This is a genomic window from Mucilaginibacter sp. UYCu711, assembly GCF_050433825.1.
GTDB lineage: Bacteria > Bacteroidota > Bacteroidia > Sphingobacteriales > Sphingobacteriaceae > Mucilaginibacter.
The window spans coordinates 455,183-472,920 of record NZ_JBNPWM010000001.1 but is presented as its reverse complement, the minus strand read 5'-3'; the positions used below and the strand labels follow the sequence as shown (position 1 = coordinate 472,920).

At 40.0% G+C, this 17,738-nt stretch carries 12 protein-coding genes; 2 read left to right on the top strand and 10 right to left on the bottom strand.

Annotation, left to right across the window (positions count from 1 at the left end):
- Positions 1-386: 386 nt before the first annotated feature.
- From ABIB50_RS02245 to ABIB50_RS02200, 10 genes are all read right to left on the bottom strand, one after another.
- On the bottom strand, positions 387-1,130 hold the full coding sequence (locus tag ABIB50_RS02245; RefSeq protein ID WP_429376895.1) for a phytanoyl-CoA dioxygenase family protein: 744 nt from the start codon (positions 1,128-1,130) through the stop codon (positions 387-389).
- A 647-nt stretch (positions 1,131-1,777) separates the two neighbouring features.
- Positions 1,778-2,938 carry a metallophosphoesterase family protein gene (locus ABIB50_RS02240; RefSeq protein ID WP_429376893.1) on the bottom strand — a complete coding sequence of 387 codons (1,161 nt, stop codon included), beginning with the start codon at positions 2,936-2,938 and terminating at the stop codon, positions 1,778-1,780.
- 73 nt (positions 2,939-3,011) lie between these two features.
- Positions 3,012-4,424: a hypothetical protein gene (locus ABIB50_RS02235; RefSeq protein WP_429376891.1), complete on the bottom strand. Its 1,413-nt coding sequence runs from the start codon at positions 4,422-4,424 to the stop codon at positions 3,012-3,014.
- A gap of 5 nt (positions 4,425-4,429) precedes the next feature.
- Positions 4,430-7,204 carry a TonB-dependent receptor domain-containing protein gene (locus tag ABIB50_RS02230; protein ID WP_429376889.1) on the bottom strand — a complete coding sequence of 925 codons (2,775 nt, stop codon included), beginning with the start codon at positions 7,202-7,204 and terminating at the stop codon, positions 4,430-4,432.
- A gap of 311 nt (positions 7,205-7,515) precedes the next feature.
- Entirely contained in the window at positions 7,516-8,676 is a 1,161-nt protein-coding gene (locus ABIB50_RS02225; RefSeq protein ID WP_429376888.1) for an efflux RND transporter periplasmic adaptor subunit, read from the bottom strand.
- Complete coding sequence (locus ABIB50_RS02220; protein ID WP_429376887.1) at positions 8,673-13,067, bottom strand: CusA/CzcA family heavy metal efflux RND transporter; 4,395 nt, start codon at positions 13,065-13,067, stop codon at positions 8,673-8,675. Before ABIB50_RS02220 ends, ABIB50_RS02225 begins: the two co-directional genes overlap by 4 nt.
- 40 nt (positions 13,068-13,107) lie before the next feature.
- On the bottom strand, positions 13,108-13,320 hold the full coding sequence (locus ABIB50_RS02215) for a hypothetical protein (RefSeq protein WP_429376885.1): 213 nt from the start codon (positions 13,318-13,320) through the stop codon (positions 13,108-13,110).
- Positions 13,321-13,398: 78 nt separating this feature from the next.
- Positions 13,399-14,649, bottom strand: coding sequence for a sensor histidine kinase (locus ABIB50_RS02210; RefSeq protein ID WP_429376884.1), 1,251 nt, complete (start codon positions 14,647-14,649; stop codon positions 13,399-13,401).
- Complete coding sequence (locus tag ABIB50_RS02205) at positions 14,646-15,323, bottom strand: response regulator transcription factor (RefSeq protein ID WP_429376882.1); 678 nt, start codon at positions 15,321-15,323, stop codon at positions 14,646-14,648. Before ABIB50_RS02205 ends, ABIB50_RS02210 begins: the two co-directional genes overlap by 4 nt.
- A 41-nt stretch (positions 15,324-15,364) precedes the next feature.
- Positions 15,365-15,952, bottom strand: a complete 588-nt coding sequence (locus tag ABIB50_RS02200; protein WP_429376880.1) for an HD domain-containing protein — start codon at positions 15,950-15,952, stop codon at positions 15,365-15,367.
- Between the two features lie 151 nt (positions 15,953-16,103).
- Between ABIB50_RS02200 and ABIB50_RS02195 the strand changes: the two genes are divergently transcribed.
- A complete protein-coding gene (locus ABIB50_RS02195) occupies positions 16,104-16,781 on the top strand; it encodes a cytochrome b/b6 domain-containing protein (RefSeq protein ID WP_429376878.1) in 678 nt (225 codons plus the stop codon).
- A gap of 368 nt (positions 16,782-17,149) precedes the next feature.
- A complete protein-coding gene (locus ABIB50_RS02190; protein ID WP_429376877.1) occupies positions 17,150-17,722 on the top strand; it encodes a DUF4142 domain-containing protein in 573 nt (190 codons plus the stop codon).
- Positions 17,723-17,738: the final 16 nt, after the last annotated feature.

Sequence of the window (17,738 nt, the reverse complement as noted above, 5' to 3'; positions counted from 1 at the left end):
TATTAACTCCGCCTATGTTGATCAACATACTTGGATTACCTGATTACACTTCATTATAATATTATAATAAGACTGCTTTTGACAGAACTATACATATATTAACATTATGTTTTACCAAATTTAATATTAATGAAAAAGGCTTTCTACTACTATTAATTGGATTTATGATACTATCTTTCGCACGGAGTAAAAAAGTATTATATTATTTAGGTGTTGGTCTTTAAACGATATTTATTTTTTACAAATAAGCACGATTCGAAAAAAATTCTAAGCTCTAACTCACTTATATATAGGCCTTGAAACGATCATCTCTGACTTATAGATTTGAATGAAAGGGCATTGCGGGTATAGCAGAGTATTGTTCAGACACTTCCTGATCAGTACCCTCAAACTCTTTCTTTTTGCAGCTTTTCCTGGTAAGCTTTCTTTGCTTCAACATCTTCCCTGGCGGATTCGCCAAAGTAGATCAATCCCAAGGCCTTTCGGTCTCTGTTTGCCGTAGTATTGCCGCCGGCGCGATGTATAGTTAAAGAATGGTGCACCAGCAGATCGCCCGGTTGGGCCGGAAAAGCGATCTCGTTTTGCAAGTCATCATCTGTACCAAAATCAATTATTCCCTGCGAGAAGCCTAAGGTCTTTGTCCGGCCGTGTAGTCTCATACCTTTAAGATGCGAGCCTTTTACATATTTTACACAGCCATTTTCCTCATCGGCCGGTTCAAGCGCCATCCACATGGTTACCGCAACCGATGGATCTAACATAAAGTAATAACCATCCTGATGCGGTGGTGTAAGCTTACCAATTAGCGGTGGCTTGTTAAAATACTCAAGGTTTTTGCCGATAACTTTATCGTCCAGTAAAAATTCTGCAAGGTCTTTAAACTTACCGTTTGACAGTACATCATTAAAAAACACGTCATGCGTATGTATATCCATTACCTGCTTTAATGTTGCAGTATCGGTTTTATCTTCATAAAACACCTTGTTTTCTGCCATACCGGGTATCACTTCTTTAATAACCCGGCTAAAGTTTTTATTGATATTAGCAACTTCTTCCTTTGTTAAAAACCCAGGAATAAAAACATATCCGTTTTCTTGAAACTCTGCCTTGATATTTGCTTTACTTTTCATAGCGGTTGATATTGATGACGACCTTATCATATCAAACTTAATCCTTCTAATAAAGTATTGCTACTACTATTACTTTATTTTATGGTACTATTTTTCGGTAAGAGATAATGTAATGAAAAGGATTTGAGTAAATAAAAACCCTGTATATTGTTATATACAGGGTTTTTATACTTATTGGTATCGCTGGTGTCGGGATGGCAGGATGATTATCCTACTCCTTAAATGGTTGATTATGTTAAAGTTATTAAGCTTTACCTGGGAAATGGTAACCTAATAGGTCTCATTTTATTAAGCAACATTTGATTGCATTTATATCCCTAAACCAGTTGTAACAAATAGTCAATGAACTCGTTAAACAAATATAATGAATGTTTTTGACTTAAAAAATATTTCGTATGGGAATCGAACATTACTAAAGCCCTATTGACTTACAATACTTTATATGGTTTTCGATGTACTACGCACCGAATTGCTAACCATTTATTGATGCAGATTAATTACAAATCTTACTTTATAAACATACGAAATCCTTTAAATTATTCCAATGCTGAAGCGGCTTTTTGTATAACAAAATATTTTGAAGTAAGTAATTTGCCTTGCGAACCGAACTCATAACAGTTCATTTTTTGACTTTGTTCTATATTTTATTATTTCAAGCTAATCGTTTTGGATTTCCCGAAAATCACCCTCGGTCTACTTTCTTTAATGTCTGTATTCCACAGACATTCTCTAACGGTTAGTGTTTTCGTGGATGCATCAAGCGAGATAAGTTGGAAAGATAATTTGCTTTCATCTATCCCAGAGTATTTACCCTTCATTGGCGAGTCGACCCGAAATACATTGAGGTTAACATCTTTATCCGGGCCCTGATATACGTAAAATTCGTTCCAGTTACTATTACCGTGGAAGTATGCCTTTATGTTTGGATGTGCCTCTAAGAATTTTACCCATCCGCGTTGTTCTACATCTGTTCCGGTACCTTTCTCCATCACCGAATTACTTTCTTTATAGTGTTCAGCTACCAAATTCTCGAACTTGTTTCCAGATATAATTTTGTAGGGTGGGGTTGGGTTAGTGAAGTGAACAGCTTCACAGGTTGGCTGATCATGGCTGAAAACTAACACCGGAGTGGTTGATGGTACAGTGCTAAGGTTCTTTTCCATCCAAATGCGTTCTGCTGAATCGGGCCATAGGGTGATAAACAGGCAATGCACGCCCTGGATATCCCGAGAGTAGTTAACTTTGTCTTTCGTATAATTAAAGGATTGGACAGTAAGCAGTTTTCTTGGGTGCAACATCAAATTATAGATATTCACCATCGAAGTTGCATCAGTATGCGGGTTCATTGGTTTATAATATCCTATTGCATTCGATATATCATGGTTTCCTGGTGCCAACAATAATGTCGCAGCAACGCCCTTGCTGTTTTTTAATTTTAAACAGTTAAGGTAATCATTCTTAAACTCCGCCCATGAAGCAGCCGCACTTTGGATGGGTAACTCCATGCGGTTAGTAATATCTCCTGTTTGTATGACATAGTCTACATGACCTACTTTACCATTTGCGTTTACACCTGTATCAGCAGGTAAAGTTAGTTCAGGAACGGTATTCATAGCTTCGATCATTGCGGCATTTACTTTATGGCCTGTTACAGATGTGTCACCTCTGAATGCAGCCCTTTTTAACCCATAATGTGCATCAGAAGTAAACAATATATTTACAACTACCGGTGCTTGCTTTTTTTGCGCATAGACAATTTGAACTACCAATAGCAGTAATAAAACACTCAACAATTTTGCCGATCTCATTTTAATTAGTAAATGTAAGTTGATAATTTAAAGAGGTTGACCGTGCCCGTCAAACTCTTTAAATTCCTATATATTAATGATGGTTGCCGGTGCCGTTTACCTGGTAAGCACCTATATCTCTACCAGGAGGAGTCAACTCTGTTGCCCCAAATTTAGGGTCAACAGGTACATCCCCCTTTGCTGTGAAGCCGGTATATCCTTTACCGATACATGGCGAGGTTAATTTTAAGGCAAAATTATACGTCCCGACTGTAGCAATGTCTCGTAACCGTGCCCCGGCAGGCAACGGTATCGGGCCATTAATAAATTGTGGATCATTTGTTTTCAGTACGGCAGGGTTAGCATTGTAAACGTCGCCTGGTTTCCAGCCTGACGGCAAAAAAGTAGATGGCAAAGGAAAATCCGTGTTAGGTGCCTTTGATATAGCCGTACTGACTGAAAGTGAAGGATAGATCTGGTTGGCAACAGATATTGAATCGGCATAGGTGAAATTGTAACCGTACCTTAAATTTGCTGTGTCGGCAATCGGGTTTTGCACCACACGCAAGCCAAACTTGCAATTCACCATTAAGTTATTATAAGCCATACCGGCAGCATCCTGCTCAAAGTTGATAGACCCGCCACGGCCGGCAGCAGCCCGCCTGAAACCGCAATTTACGATAGTATTGTTGTACATACGGAGGTTTGACCCCGGGACCCCAGTTAATGCACCCGAATTAGATAACTTAGGGCCGTTAGTAGCAATACCTATACAAACGTTATACGCAAAATCACCAACGGTTCCGGCTTTAGCGTTTAATGCTTCGCCGCCGGTGTAACCGCATTTCTCAAAAGTGTTTCGCATGATGGCAATTTTTCCGCCAATTGTTCGAATAGGATCATCTACGCTACCATATAGCCATGAATCTTCAAGGATGAACATGCCGAACGGATTCTGGAAATAAATAGGATAGGGGCTTTTTGATAGAACTGCAATATCGCCGCTGGGTGTTCCCCCACCAAATTCAATATGCGCCCATTTAATGATTAGCATTTTGCAGTTAGGGCCACCGATAATGCCGGTCCATTTACCAACAAAAGCTGGATCTGAAGCAGGATTGGCACCTATTTGGTCTGTTTTTACCACATCTGGCGAGGTAAAGTAAACAGGCTTAGCTTGTGTTCCCAATACCACCATACTCCCTTTTACACCAATACCATAATTACCCTTGAAATTAACGGTAACGCCTTCCTGCACTGTCAATGTATCGCCTTCATTCACGATCAGATTACCGCATACGTTATATGTTTTGCCCGCAAGCATGGTGCCTTTTACAGCCAGCGATGTAGCCGTGCCTGTGGGTATTAAACAACCTGCATCGCTAATTGGTGCAGCTACCAGCACAACGGCTTTAGAGAGGTCTTTATAATCTGCTGTTTTCTTACAAGCGCTTAACAATGTTACTACTGTGACGAAACTGAGGAGAAAATATAATTTACTTTTCATAATGATTATAATTTATAGCGTATGCCGAATAAGAAATTGGTTTTAAACAAGTCTTTCTGCACGATAATCTTGTTGTTTGCATCCGTTTGTAATGATAGTAGCCTCGCCCCGGGTGCTGATAAATAATTGGAATAGGATTGATGTAACTCCAATATGTATGGGGTATTAGTAAGATTATTTACTTTACCATAAAAGGAGAATTTTTTAGCAAAACGCTTCTCAACGGATACATCCAACTGCTTAGTTGGTGCTTGCCAGTAATCCAGCCCATAATATGGGCTTACCAGTGCTATACGTGCACCGGTATATACAAATGCAGTTTGCAAATCCAGGCCAATTTTAGGGTTTTTATAAATCAGGGCAATATTGCCAATGTGGGTGCTCTGTCCTTGCAACGGCCTGGTTTCTGCCTGTATACGGGAAGTTACCTGCCCTGCATCGGTACGATAGGAGAAAAGTTTATCAGAAGTGATCTTAGATTTGGTATAAGTGTAGTTACCCACAAACCCAAATGGGCCAAAATATTTTGTTGCTACCGCCTCGAAGCCGTAGTTACGGGCATCGCCAAAGTTCTGTGGAATAAGTGTTTGAGATGTAACGCCTGTTTTCACAGCGGAGAACTCTATTGGGTCCTGGATCTTTTTATAAAATGCGCCTAATAAAACCTCATCAGCATCGTGCGGAAATAACTCGTACCTGAAATCAATATTATCAGCAGTAGTATGATTCAGGCCTGCCGGGTTGCCCGATTCTTTAAAAACTTCTCCTTGTTGCCCATCTGGAATCAGTTCAGCAAAGCCCGGTCTTGCTAAGGCCCTGTAATAAGATAGCCTTAAGTTTTGATTTTCTTTTAATTTGTATTTTAAAGTACCGCTTGGCAAAAAATCTGTGTAGCGTATCTTACCAGATTTGTAAGCAACAGCGTCAGGCAACTCTGTGTCATAATTCTGCTGTGTATGTTCTATCCGTAATCCGCCTAATGCTTCTAATCTGTCGGTTAGCTGTAATTTGCCTTGAATATAACCGGCCACTACATTTTCTTTAAATGTATAGGTATTGCCATCCGGCACGTAAAGTGATGAACCTGTACTCTTAAATACATATTGCGCACTGTTTATATCAGTGTAAGCCTGTGATGTGTTGCTACCCAAAAGTGGTGTAAGGCTATATGAGTTGTAGTAGGCATCTCTGGTTTTATTTCTTTCAACGCCGCCAAATTTCAATTCGAACTTTTTGCCGAACAGATTGAAATTATCAGTTAGGTTTAAATAAGCCGCGTAATCCTTATCACTGTTGCGGGTCCAGATGCGGTTCATTCCCTGCAGAATATCGGTACTGGTAGATGTTTTAGTCACCGGATACTCGTGAGTAAAATCGGCCTGATCCGGGATATGATTATTAGCAGTAGAGTACGCCAAAGACCAATCAAACTTTAAAGCATCATTCAGCTGGTGAACGCCTTGCAATGTGGAATTATAAATCGACTGATATTGCCACCTGGTTCGCGCTTGTGCATCAACCAGCGAGTTTAGGGCTATGGTATCGCTGATCAAACGGCTTTGGTAATCGTCAAGTCTAACAAAAATGTTCACCAGGGAGATCTTATTCTTGTTATTGAACTTATAATCAAATTTGTTGTTAATACCAATTCGCCTGCTCTGCTGAGAATAGCTGCGTGATTGTAGCTCAATAAATTGTGGGATATTATTTAATCCAGGCTGTGCATTTGGCAAAAAAAATGTAGAATTATTACCAGTATAATTGTTTTGGAAACTACCCGAAACTAAAAAGCCCAACTTACCATCCTTACCGAAACGGTCGCCAAATGTTATACCGAAATTAGTATTAACCGGCGCGCTTTTTTGAGTGAAATTTAAATTCTTAGCCGGAAAATCCGCCGGTGTGGCGGCGTAGCTATTGCCATTGATCTCTGCAGGCGAACGTTTGTTAATATATGATCTGTCGAATTGTTGAAAATCGCGGCCTCCGTTGAAAACCGTATTATACCCGGCTGCGAAATTGGCCTGGAACAATCTACGGGCGGGTGCATCCTTCATTACGAGGTTGAGGGTGCCACCAATAGCATCGCCTTCCATAGATGGTGTAAGGGTTTTGCTTACTTCCAATCGTTCTAACAATTCTGCCGGGAAAAGATCCAATGGAATAAATCTGTTTTTATTATCCGGGCTTGGTATCTTGATGCCATTTACCAAAGTATTAATGTAACGTTTTTCCATACCACGAATTATTGGATAACGCCCTTCGCCTGAGCTGCTTCTTTCAATAGTTACGCCCGAAACCCTTTGTATGACATTTGCTACTGTGATATCTGGTGAGATCTCAATGTTGCGGGCAGAAACAACATTTACTACCTGGTTTGCATTTCGCTCCAAAGTACGTGCGCGCTTGTCGGTAGATTCGCTGTTCGCAGTAATGTTAACGTCGAGCATCTGGCGGGTATCCGCGTCCATTGCAATATTTATCGTGCTTTGTCTGCCGTCCTCAACAGTAGCCTTAAGCTCCTTTGTTTTATAGGATATAAATCTTAATTGTAGTGTATAAACGCCTGGATTCAAATTTTTAAAGGTAAAGTAACCGTCGAGCTGCACAGCTTGGCTCCTGCCGGTTTCTTTTAGTGTTACACTGGCACCTACGAGTGTTTCTTTTGATGTTGCGTCGGTAACCTTACCTCGTATTGATTGAGCAAATGCGGTTATCGAGAAAAAAAGGCCAATGGAAAGTAATAGTAAAAACTTGTTGTACAAGTAAAAGTATTTCATGTCGGGGTTAATTTTTCTACAAATAAAACCCCGCAAATCTGTTTTAAAACTGAATTTTAAGCCACTTAAAAGACGTTAATAAAACCATAACAATTAGTTAATAATAGGGCACTTAAAAAGCGGTTTTGACAACATGTTTGACCATTCAAATATCATTTTGATTACATTTAATTAACGCCCATGGTGACTAGGGTTTGATCGCAATTGTTAAAAGGTACGATCCCCGATAGTTTATTATTTACGGACTTAATTGATGTTAAAGAAACTTTGAAAGTGCCTAACTTAACTCTCTATTATGCAGGATTGTCCGTTTACTCACTGTCATCTCCGGTATTTTTAATTGCTGATAAAATAGAATATGCACCTTTTAAAACAAACGTACGGTCATTTAAATCGGGTTTGTTCAATGATATTTGGTTCCAGCCATCTTGTGTTACACCTATCTTTACAGGCATCAGGCTATATAAAGTATTATTGCCTTTTTTAGTAGCTATAAAAATACCTTTTTGTCCGCTAAAGTTCACCAACGCGGCATCAGGAACGGCTAAAGTGTTCTGTGGTTTGGTTTTTATAATAGCTTGGATAAACATATTGGGTAACAAATTTTTATCTGTTTTTAAAAAGTGGCAATGTACCATTACGCTGCGTGTAGAGTCTAATACCCGACCGATTAAAATCACTTTTCCGGGATAAGTTTTGCCGGGCACACTTGGTAATTTAATGTCTACGCTATTATCTATAGCGATTTTTGATATGTCCTGCTCAAATACGGTTAGGGCAGCGTGTATGTCATCTGTATTCACCAACTCCATTAAAATATCTGTAGGGTTGATAAATTTGCCTATGCTAACGTTCACCTGAGACACATAGCCGGTAATAGGCGACGGAATATTAATGACAGATCGAATTGTTGCTGGTGTTAGCTTTTTCGCATCAATGCCTATCATACGAAGCTTTTGCGCTAACCCTGCAACTTGAGCCAACTCGCTGCTGTATTCGGATTGTGATTGCTGGTAAAGTTTTAACGGGCTTGCCTGTTGCTGGCTTAACACTTTCTGCCGCTCCATTTCTTGCTTCAAAAAAGTTATCTTGCTTACAGATGTTAAATAATCCTGCTGGATAGTAATGTACTCCTGATTTTCTATCTGCGCTATTATTTGCCCTTTAACAACATGTTCACCGGGCAACATCGTTGTTCGTTTTAAAAAACCGCCCATGGGAACGTTAACCGCTATTAAGTTCTCTGGCGGTACATCTACCTGTCCGTTGACATTAATCGCGGCATTAAGTAAATGCATAGGTAACTTACCGGTGTCGATCCCTCCATTTTTATTTTGCTGGGGCGTAAAGCTAATGGTATTCCCTTTTGCCTTATTTTGTTGTGAAGTATCACTACCAGCGTCTTTTGTATCTTTTTTTCCGCCGCATCCTGTAAGCAAGGCCGCGGCAAACAATATATATAATCGTTTCATGGTTTCTCCGTTTCGCCCTGGTAATACCAGAGTTGGTTTATGGTTTTGTCCAACTGCAGCAGTGCATCAAGCGTATCAGTTCGTAGTTGGATGGATTGATTGTAATAATTAGCCCACTCCAGGTAACTAATACCACCGCTGTTGAATGATAATGTGGCGGTGCGCACCAGTTCGGCGGCTTGTTTGAGCGCCGCAGACTCATAATATTTAAGCGCCTTAATTTGTTGGCTGTATCGGTTATAAGTTTGCAGCCACTGCCCCCTCCACTCCAGCTGCTTTGCTGTGTATATATATTCTGAAGCAATTTTTTGGTAGCCAGCCGATTTTATCGCAGCCCTATATTGGCTAAAAAAGATAGGGATATTTACCCCAACCATATAAGAGGAGAACCGATCGCCCTTATTTAGTCTCAGATTAGAATTGCGGATATCAGGGCCTGCAAAACTTTGGTTGCTGTAACTTAAGTTTAAATCCGGCAAGGCTTTGGCCTTGCTAACTTTCATCTTCCAATCGGCAACTAGCACCTGTTGTTGTGCTTGCTTCACCTCTGGGTTTTGTAGTGCTTTAGCGGTATCGGGCAAAAAGATATTTTGCCAGGCGGGCGGGGCTTGCTCTGTTGGCAAATACGCAATGTTCCCACCCGTTAAAAGCATCAGCTTACTTTGCAGCACTCCAATTTCCGATTCAACTAAATGGCGCTGGTTCATCAGCATCCCTGCTTTAACCTCTGCACTTGTTAAATTTATTCTTGATGTTTCGCCCATATTAAATCGAAGTTGTTCCAGTTTGATCACATATGTATAAACCGAATCCTGGTCTTTTAACAACTGCATTTTAGCAAGTGAGGTCGTTAATTGAAGGTACACATCCCGGACTTGGTAGGCCAACTGGTTCCGTAAACTTTGTTCCTGAAACGCCGACAGCCCGGCCTCTGCATTATAATAATTACGCTGATTGGTATAGTAACCCGGCAGTGCAAAGTTTTGCGTTACCGAGAAGCGGTTGTCTGTGTTTGAACTGTTGATATTTCCAGCGTCGTAAGACAACTGCGTTTTGGGAATATCATAGGCACTACCCACGTTGGCCTTGCCAGCGAGTGTTTGATTTTGGGACGCCTTTAAGGTTACATTATTGTTTAATGCCAACCTTATCGCTTCATTTACTGTAATTAGTTTTTCTGTACTTATTTGTGCTTTAAGCGGCATTATAAAACATAAAAGCAACACGGTTATAATAGTGCTTTTTTTAGCTTTGCTCTTACTGCCGCCATTATCTTTTGATTTAGATGCGAACTGCTTATACAAAGCGGGTAAAACAACCAGGGTTAATAAAGTGGCGGTTATAAGCCCACCAATTACCACCGTTGCTAAAGGCCTTTGAACCTCGGCACCGGCATGGGTAGATATGGCCATCGGAAAAAAGCCCAAAGAAGCTACGGTAGCGGTCATTAACACTGGCCTAAGCCTGTTAGCTGTACCCTGCTTTATCCGCTCGTCAGCATCATCATCTCTATCTTCTTCTTTAAGGCGGTTAAATTCACTTATCAACACAATGCCATTTAATACGGCTACGCCAAAAAGCGCAATAAATCCTACTCCTGCAGAGATACTGAAAGCCATGCCGCGTATCCAGAGTGCAAATACACCACCGGTTGCTGCTAACGGTATGGCAGAGAACACTATTAATGCTTCCCTAAACTGATTAAAGGCAAAATACAATAGTATAAATATGAAGAATAAAGATGCCGGTACTGCTATAGCCAACCGCGCTTTAGCAGAATTAAGATTTTCAAACTGACCACCATATTCTACGTGATAACCAGGCGGGAGTTTTAGTTTCTGCTGTACTTGTGCCTGCAGATCTGTTACAACACCCTCTACATCACGTCCGCGCACATTAAAAGATACCGATATCTTCCGCTCACCATTTTCGCGTTGAACTTGATTAGGGCCGTCCTTAATTTCTATTGAAGCCAGTTGGCTCAACGGAACCTGGTTGCCGTTTGGCGTATTAATGAGCAGTTGGCCTATATGATCAAAATTTGAGCGTGCTGTATCAGCAATACGCAACATCACATCGAATTGTCGCTCGCCCTCATACATGTTCCCGGCTTTTTCACCGGCAAAAGTGGCATTTACAATATGGTTAACCTGGCTGATACTTACATTGTATTGCGCCAATGCTGCCCGGTTGTAATGCACAACAATTTGCGGAAGGCCACCAATTTTTTCAGAATAAACATCGGCTGCACCTTTTGTACCGGTTAACAACCCGCTTAGTTTACCCGCCAGTTTAGCTAATTGATTAAGGTCGTCGCCAAATATTTTTACGACAACATCCTGCTTTGCACCGGATATCAATTCATTGAACCGCATCTGTACCGGATACTCAAATCCAACGTTAAGCCCCGGTATCTGAGATAGTTTTTTACTCATCGCCTCCTGTAAACCTGCATAGTCTTTAGCGGTTGTCCAGGTAGATTTATCATTAAGAGTTATAAAAACGTCGCATTGTTCAAGCGACATTGGGTCGGTAGGTATCTCTGCCGAACCTATCCTACAGGTTACCTGCTGCACTTCGGGGAACTTTTTCAGCTCATCGCTTGCGATCTTCATTCCTTTAATTGTTTGCGTTAGTGATGTACCAGGTAAAAAGCGGGCATCCAAGGCAAAGTCTCCCTCTTCCAACTGTGGGATAAATTCTCCGCCTAACCCATTGAAAACCATGTAAGCCAACCCAAATAGTAAAACGGCAATAAATATTACCGTTTTGGTATGCCCAATAGCAGCTTTTAATAAGGGTTCGTACCGCCTCTGTATTGCGGTCATCATTTTATCCGATAAATTACTTTTCTTTTTGGTTTTCTTACTCATCGTTAGCGCCGTCATCATGGGTACATAAGTGAGCGATAAGATAAACGCACCTACTAACGCAAAAGCTACCGTCTCTGCCATTGGCCTAAACATTTTACCCTCTATGCCCTCTAAACTTAAAATGGGCAGGTAAACAATTAAGATTATGATCTGCCCGAAAATGGCGGCGCTCATCAAACGGGACGCTGATTGTTTAACTTCGTCATCAACCTCGCCCTGCGAAAATTCATTTTCATTTAGATGGTGATTAATTTTATCCCTGAAACGATGCATTACGCCCTCAACAATAATTACCGCGCCATCTACAATTAAACCAAAGTCCAATGCGCCCAGGCTCATTAAGTTGGCCGACACGTGACAAATGTTCATAATGATAAGCGCGAACAGCATTGCAAGCGGAATAACTGAGGCCACTACCAAACCAGAGCGCAAATTCCCCAAAAATACAACGAGCACAAAAATCACGATTAATGCCCCTTCTATGAGGTTTCGCTTTACGGTAGATATGGAATTACCAACCATCTTGCTTCGCTCGTAATAGGGTAAAATGGTAACACCCTCCGGCAGTCGCTTTTTGATGAGCTCAACCTTTTCTTTCACGTTTTTTACCACGTCCATCGCGTTAGCACCTTTAAGCATTAATACCACCGCGCCGCTTACCTCACCATATTTGTTATTATACATGGCGCCAAATCTTATCGCGCTGCCTTCTTTAACTTCGGCAACTTCTGCCAGCCGCATAGGTATTCCGCGGGATGTTTTTACGGGGATGCTTTGCAAGTCTTCTATAGACGACGCCATGCCCTCTGTACGGATGTAATATGCATTTGGGCCATTCTCAATATATGCCCCGCCGGTATTTTCGTTATTTTGTTGTACGGCGTTAAAAAGCTGATCAAGCGTAATGCCTAAGCTTTTGATCTTAGCGGGATCAACAACTACCTGATATTGTTTTAGCTTACCGCCAAGACTGCTCACATCGGCAACGCCAGGTACGCCAAGTAACTGGCGCCGCACTATCCATTCCTGCAAGGTACGTAGCTGGGTTAAAGTATACCTGTTTTCATAGCCGGGCTTAGGCACTACATAGTATTGATATACCTCGCCTAAGCCGGTGGTTACCGGCCCCATATCCGGCTCGCCAATGCCAGGCGGTATCATCCCTTTTAATTGGTTTAGCCGCTCACTTACCTGTTGCCGTGCTTTAGAAATATCAACCCCATCATCAAAAACTACGGTGACATTTGATAGTCCGAAACGAGAGATAGAACGCATCTCTTTTAACTGCGGCAAAGAGGCCATCAGACGCTCAGTTGGCGCTGTGATCAGGCGCTCTACCTCTGGAGCTGCCAATGATGAAGAAACCGTGATGATCAGTACTTGGTTGTTAGTAATATCCGGTACGGCATCAACCGGTAACTTTAAAGCCGAATAAACCCCGGCAGCAATAAGAACCAATACAAATAAGCCAATAATCAACTTATTGCGAACAGAGAATTCAATGATACGGTCAATCATATATAGAAGTAATCAAATAACAATTTATTACTCGATTAATTTATTGAACTGGCTTTTTTGTCCTTTTTGAATTCGGCTGCGTATTTTTTTTAGTATTAGCAGTTTCTTTTGAAGCCTTGTGCAGGCTATCGCTTTTTCGGTTCTTTTTCCAGTTGTTACTTATCTTTTTTTTACTTACTGTTTGACCGTGGGCCGGTACTTGGCAAATGTTAAAAGCAGCAAACACTGCTGCCATGTAAAAAAACTTTTTCATAGTAATTGCTTTAATAAATCTCGCTTAAAGCAATTTTAAGGGAACATACTGAAGACAATCTGAATTGACAACAAAGAATTAAAAAACTATGGTAAACGTGTGTAGGGAATCAGAATATTTGTACTCAAGAGTCCATCCGTAAACACTACAAATGTTTTTTACAATGGTTAAACCCAGGCCCGCTCCATCAGAATTGTTCCCCTTTTGAAACCGATTGAAAATTGTTTGCGGATCAAGCGGATTACCATTTCCTGAGTTTTGAAAAACAAGCCGGGCGTTTGTTAACTCGATGTTTATGATACCCTTATTCCCATTATGTCTGATAGCATTGCTAAAAAGGTTATTTAATAAAATATCTATTAAATATTTACTAACAGTTAGCTCTTTCGGGGTTAAAACTGTTTTCACTGTTATTTCCCTTGACGAAAGCAACTCCTGGAATTGCCTTTGTTTCTCAAGCAGCAATTCTTGCAGGTGTAATTCGTCTGTATCGGTTATGAGATCGTTTTCTATTTTAACTAATAAAAGTAATGATTGATTTAAACGGGACAATTTGCCTGCGGCACTGTAGATATCCTGTATCTGTTCGAACTGCTCCTGGCGTAAGGTATCATCCTGGATAAATGTATCTAATTTAGACGTGATAACGGATAGCGGCGTCAGCATTTCGTGCGAAGCGTTTTCTGTAAAATGTTTTAGGTTCTGGTAGTCACCTTTTACACGGTTCGCCATCAAGTGAACAGCCTCGTTCAATTCTTTAAACTCATCTACTTTACTTTTTATAGGGTCAAAGGGAACAGCCTCCGATATATTAAACACTTTCAGCTGGCCGAGTATTTTGTAAAACGGTTTCCAAAGATCTCCTAATATATAACGATTCGCTAAAAACAATACAATAAATAAACCTATAACTAATAAAAGAGTGATGGTTGCTATTATCTGCACCAGGTACTGTGTGCTTTCTTTGGAAATAGTGATATTGAATTTATAAAATTCACCATTAAACGTTATTGTGCCTTCTACCGCGCGACCAGCCCTCTCCCCCACAAGTTTTGGGTTACTGTAGGTTGTATCATAAAACCTGGTTGGCACACGCCTGTTGTTAAGTTTAGAAAACTTGGTTTGGTCTTCGTCAAAATCTACTTGCTTGGGTAACTGCTTATTTAGATTTACATAGCCGACAACCTCTGATACTTCTTCAGATAAATGATCATCCAGCAAAGTTTTTGCAATATGATTGATAGCCAAATAATAGATGATTGCACCAACTATCAATACCGACAAAGTTACAACGATGGTAACTTTGTTATAGTGCGAGGCTAATTTCATTTGTCGGTGAATTTATACCCTATACCATATACAGACTTCAAATAGTCATTCGTAGTTACATCAAGGATCTTTTTCCTTAAATTTTTGATGTGAGAATAGATAAAGTCAAAGTTATCATGCATATCCATTTCATCTCCCCATAGATGCTCGGCGAGGGCCGTCTTTGATATTACTTTCCCTTTATTTGCAACAAAGTATAACAACATGTCAAATTCTTTGCGGGTTAAAATAATTTCCGTTTCGTTTACAGCCACAGTTCTTGATATCAGATTGATCACGATCTCGTTAAAAATAAGATTGTTACTGCTATTGGTTGATTTACGGCGAAAAACAGCGAATATCCTTGCCTTTAGTTCAGATAAGTGAAATGGCTTTGTTAGGTAGTCATCTGCACCTATATTAAGACCCTTGATTCGGTCATCCAGGGAGTTTCTTGCAGAAATGATAATCACTGCTTCTTCCCGCATTTTATCCTTCAGGTAGCGAAGCACTTCAAAACCTTCGCCGTCAGGTAAGCCAATATCTAAAAGCACAAAATCATACTTATACAAGGCAAGTTTGGATATCGCCTCAGAAAGGTTGGCGCAGCTTTCGCATACGTTTTTATCCTCACTTAAATAGGTAAGCATATTTTCCCGGAGGCCCTGCTCATCTTCAACAATTAGTATCTTCACAATCTCTTAATTTACAAATAAAAGGTAGTAATCACACTATCTTATTCGGATAACATTCGGTCAATGTTTTTTAGTTTATTCTGCTGTAACACCCTTTGTCCGTAGTCAGTAAAATACTTGTGATTAACTAACATGGTAACATTTAATTCCCGCCACTCAATGTTTGAGTAAGATTTTCCCATTTTCGCCTTCCATTCTTTTCGTAAATTTTCAGAATAGGAAAGGTAATTATCGACGGACAAATGGTACATATCTGCATCACATAAAATTTGCTGAATCAGGCTTTCCGGTTTCTGGGGCATCCGGGTAGCATCAATGCAGCCGGTTACACTGCTTATGAATTTTTCATCAGCCTTTAGCTGTTTTAAGAACGTAACAGCATTGGATATACTTTTATCCTCATGTCCATCATAAATATAACAATAGCCGGTGTCATGAAACCATGCTGCTATTTGCAATATGATCATTTCTTGTTTTTCCAATTCGCATACGGCGCCTATTTCGCAAGCGGCTTTAACTACTAACCCTGTATGTATCAGATTATGAAAAAACATGTCATCAGGCAACTGATCGGCAAACAGGTTTTTAACGTACTCTTCTGATAACGCAACCCAATTAGCCTCTTTCATAATAATTGCTTATAGTGCGATTTATGGAAACAATCTGAATACAATCTGTATTGTCGGTAAAAACCTTGATTAGATAGCATTAATTATGATTTAAATCTAAATTCAGTATTACTTCAGTTTTCCCTTTTACTTTAGGATAATAATAAATCACATGGCAATTATAGAACCTACCCGCATAGATGTTCAGGATCCGTCCAACATCAAAAAATATTCCTCTCCATTACGGCTTTGGCACTGGTTAAACTTAATTGTTATAAGTGGTTCATTGATTACAGTGCTGATTAATTCTACTATTACAGATGACAATGCAACATCTTCATTATTGAAAGCTGAATTGCAAAAGTCGGGGGCCGCAGTAAATGACGAACAAACACGGTCAGCAGCGCATGCTTTAAGCGACAGCGTTTGGGTTGTACACATTTATTTCGGTTATGCGTTGGCGGCTTTACTTGCATTTAGAGTTATACTGGAACTGTTTCAATTGGCAGATCAAAAATTCTTGCGTAAAATTAAAAGCGCATATGATCAATTCAACACTATCAAGAAAGAAAGAGAGGCAGCCAGGCATGAGTTTACTGTAAAAATGATCTATGCAATGTTTTACCTGTTGCTTATCGTAATGGTTTCAACAGGCTTATTTCTTGCCTTTGAAAACGCAATGGTGGCCTACAAATCAATTCGTCACTCCGTAAAAGAAGTTCATGGCTTTTGCATGTATCTTATCCTAGCCTTTATTGTAGTACACATTATAGGCGTATTGTTGGCGGAACGTAAATATGGAAGCGGCATTGTTTCTGATATGATCAATGGCGGCCGAGAGCAAAATTAGCAGTCCATGGAAAGGCAATTACAAATATATAGATCGTCTAAGTCCCGGTTAACTACAAAACAGTTGGAATACAATAAGACCAATGAATTGATTATTGAAGTTATTAAGACGTTATCTGAACCAAAGGATGCAGAATTTTTATGGTTGGAGTTTACGAAAAAAGCCCACAAGATGAGTATAAGTTCTTTTTATGGCCGGCTGAAGAAACTGGTTGAAGCGGAGTTAATTGTTAAGACACATGCAATTAATAACAAGTTTATATATAATTCACCTTCAAACAAAAATTAATCACGCCCTCTTAAAATCATCAATTGGCAAGTTGTTTCATCCAATAGTACAACACTTTAATTTTAAATAACCAGAAAATAATGAACAGAAGAAATTTAATACTTATCCCAGCCCTTGCGCTATCGATAAGTGCCTGTCATAGTAACAGTGGAAAAGACAGTGAAAAAGTTGCTGAGCAGAATAATGAGCAGAAAGCTGACAGTAATAAAACACTGAAAAAAATTGAAGATGATAGCAAATTTGTGGTGAAAGCTACGAGCGGGGTTACCATGGAAACCGAATTAGGCCAGTATGCTGCGGAACACGCGGTTACACCTGGTGTAAAAATGTTTGGGGAAACAATGGTAAAGGATCACAGCAAAGACAAGCAGGTATTGACCAAACTGGCCTTAGATAAAAAGATCACGATACCTGCACAAACCGGTGAAGATTTTCAGAAGCACATTAACGAGATTACCAGTAAAAAGGGTGTTGAATTTGATAAAGCCTATATCAGCTTTATGGTTGGAGATCATAAAGAAGATATCAGTGAATTTGAAAAAGAAGCAAATGATGGTAAAGATGCCGATATTAAAGCTTTTGCAGTTAAAGGCATACCTGTCCTTCAACATCATTTGATGATGGCAAAAGAATTGGAGGAAAAGTTAAAATAAAATCTAAGGCAGCTGA

Coding starts and splice junctions, on each gene's coding strand:
- ABIB50_RS02245 (WP_429376895.1), bottom strand. CDS start 1,130: ATGAAAAGTAAAGCAAATATCAAGGCAGAGTTTCAAGAAAACGGATAT.
- ABIB50_RS02210 (WP_429376884.1), bottom strand. CDS start 14,649: ATGAAATTAGCCTCGCACTATAACAAAGTTACCATCGTTGTAACTTTG.
- ABIB50_RS02200 (WP_429376880.1), bottom strand. CDS start 15,952: ATGAAAGAGGCTAATTGGGTTGCGTTATCAGAAGAGTACGTTAAAAAC.
- ABIB50_RS02225 (WP_429376888.1), bottom strand. CDS start 8,676: ATGAAACGATTATATATATTGTTTGCCGCGGCCTTGCTTACAGGATGC.
- ABIB50_RS02190 (WP_429376877.1), top strand. CDS start 17,150: ATGAACAGAAGAAATTTAATACTTATCCCAGCCCTTGCGCTATCGATA.
- ABIB50_RS02235 (WP_429376891.1), bottom strand. CDS start 4,424: ATGAAAAGTAAATTATATTTTCTCCTCAGTTTCGTCACAGTAGTAACA.
- ABIB50_RS02220 (WP_429376887.1), bottom strand. CDS start 13,067: ATGATTGACCGTATCATTGAATTCTCTGTTCGCAATAAGTTGATTATT.
- ABIB50_RS02230 (WP_429376889.1), bottom strand. CDS start 7,204: ATGAAATACTTTTACTTGTACAACAAGTTTTTACTATTACTTTCCATT.
- ABIB50_RS02215 (WP_429376885.1), bottom strand. CDS start 13,320: ATGAAAAAGTTTTTTTACATGGCAGCAGTGTTTGCTGCTTTTAACATT.
- ABIB50_RS02240 (WP_429376893.1), bottom strand. CDS start 2,938: ATGAGATCGGCAAAATTGTTGAGTGTTTTATTACTGCTATTGGTAGTT.
- ABIB50_RS02195 (WP_429376878.1), top strand. CDS start 16,104: ATGGCAATTATAGAACCTACCCGCATAGATGTTCAGGATCCGTCCAAC.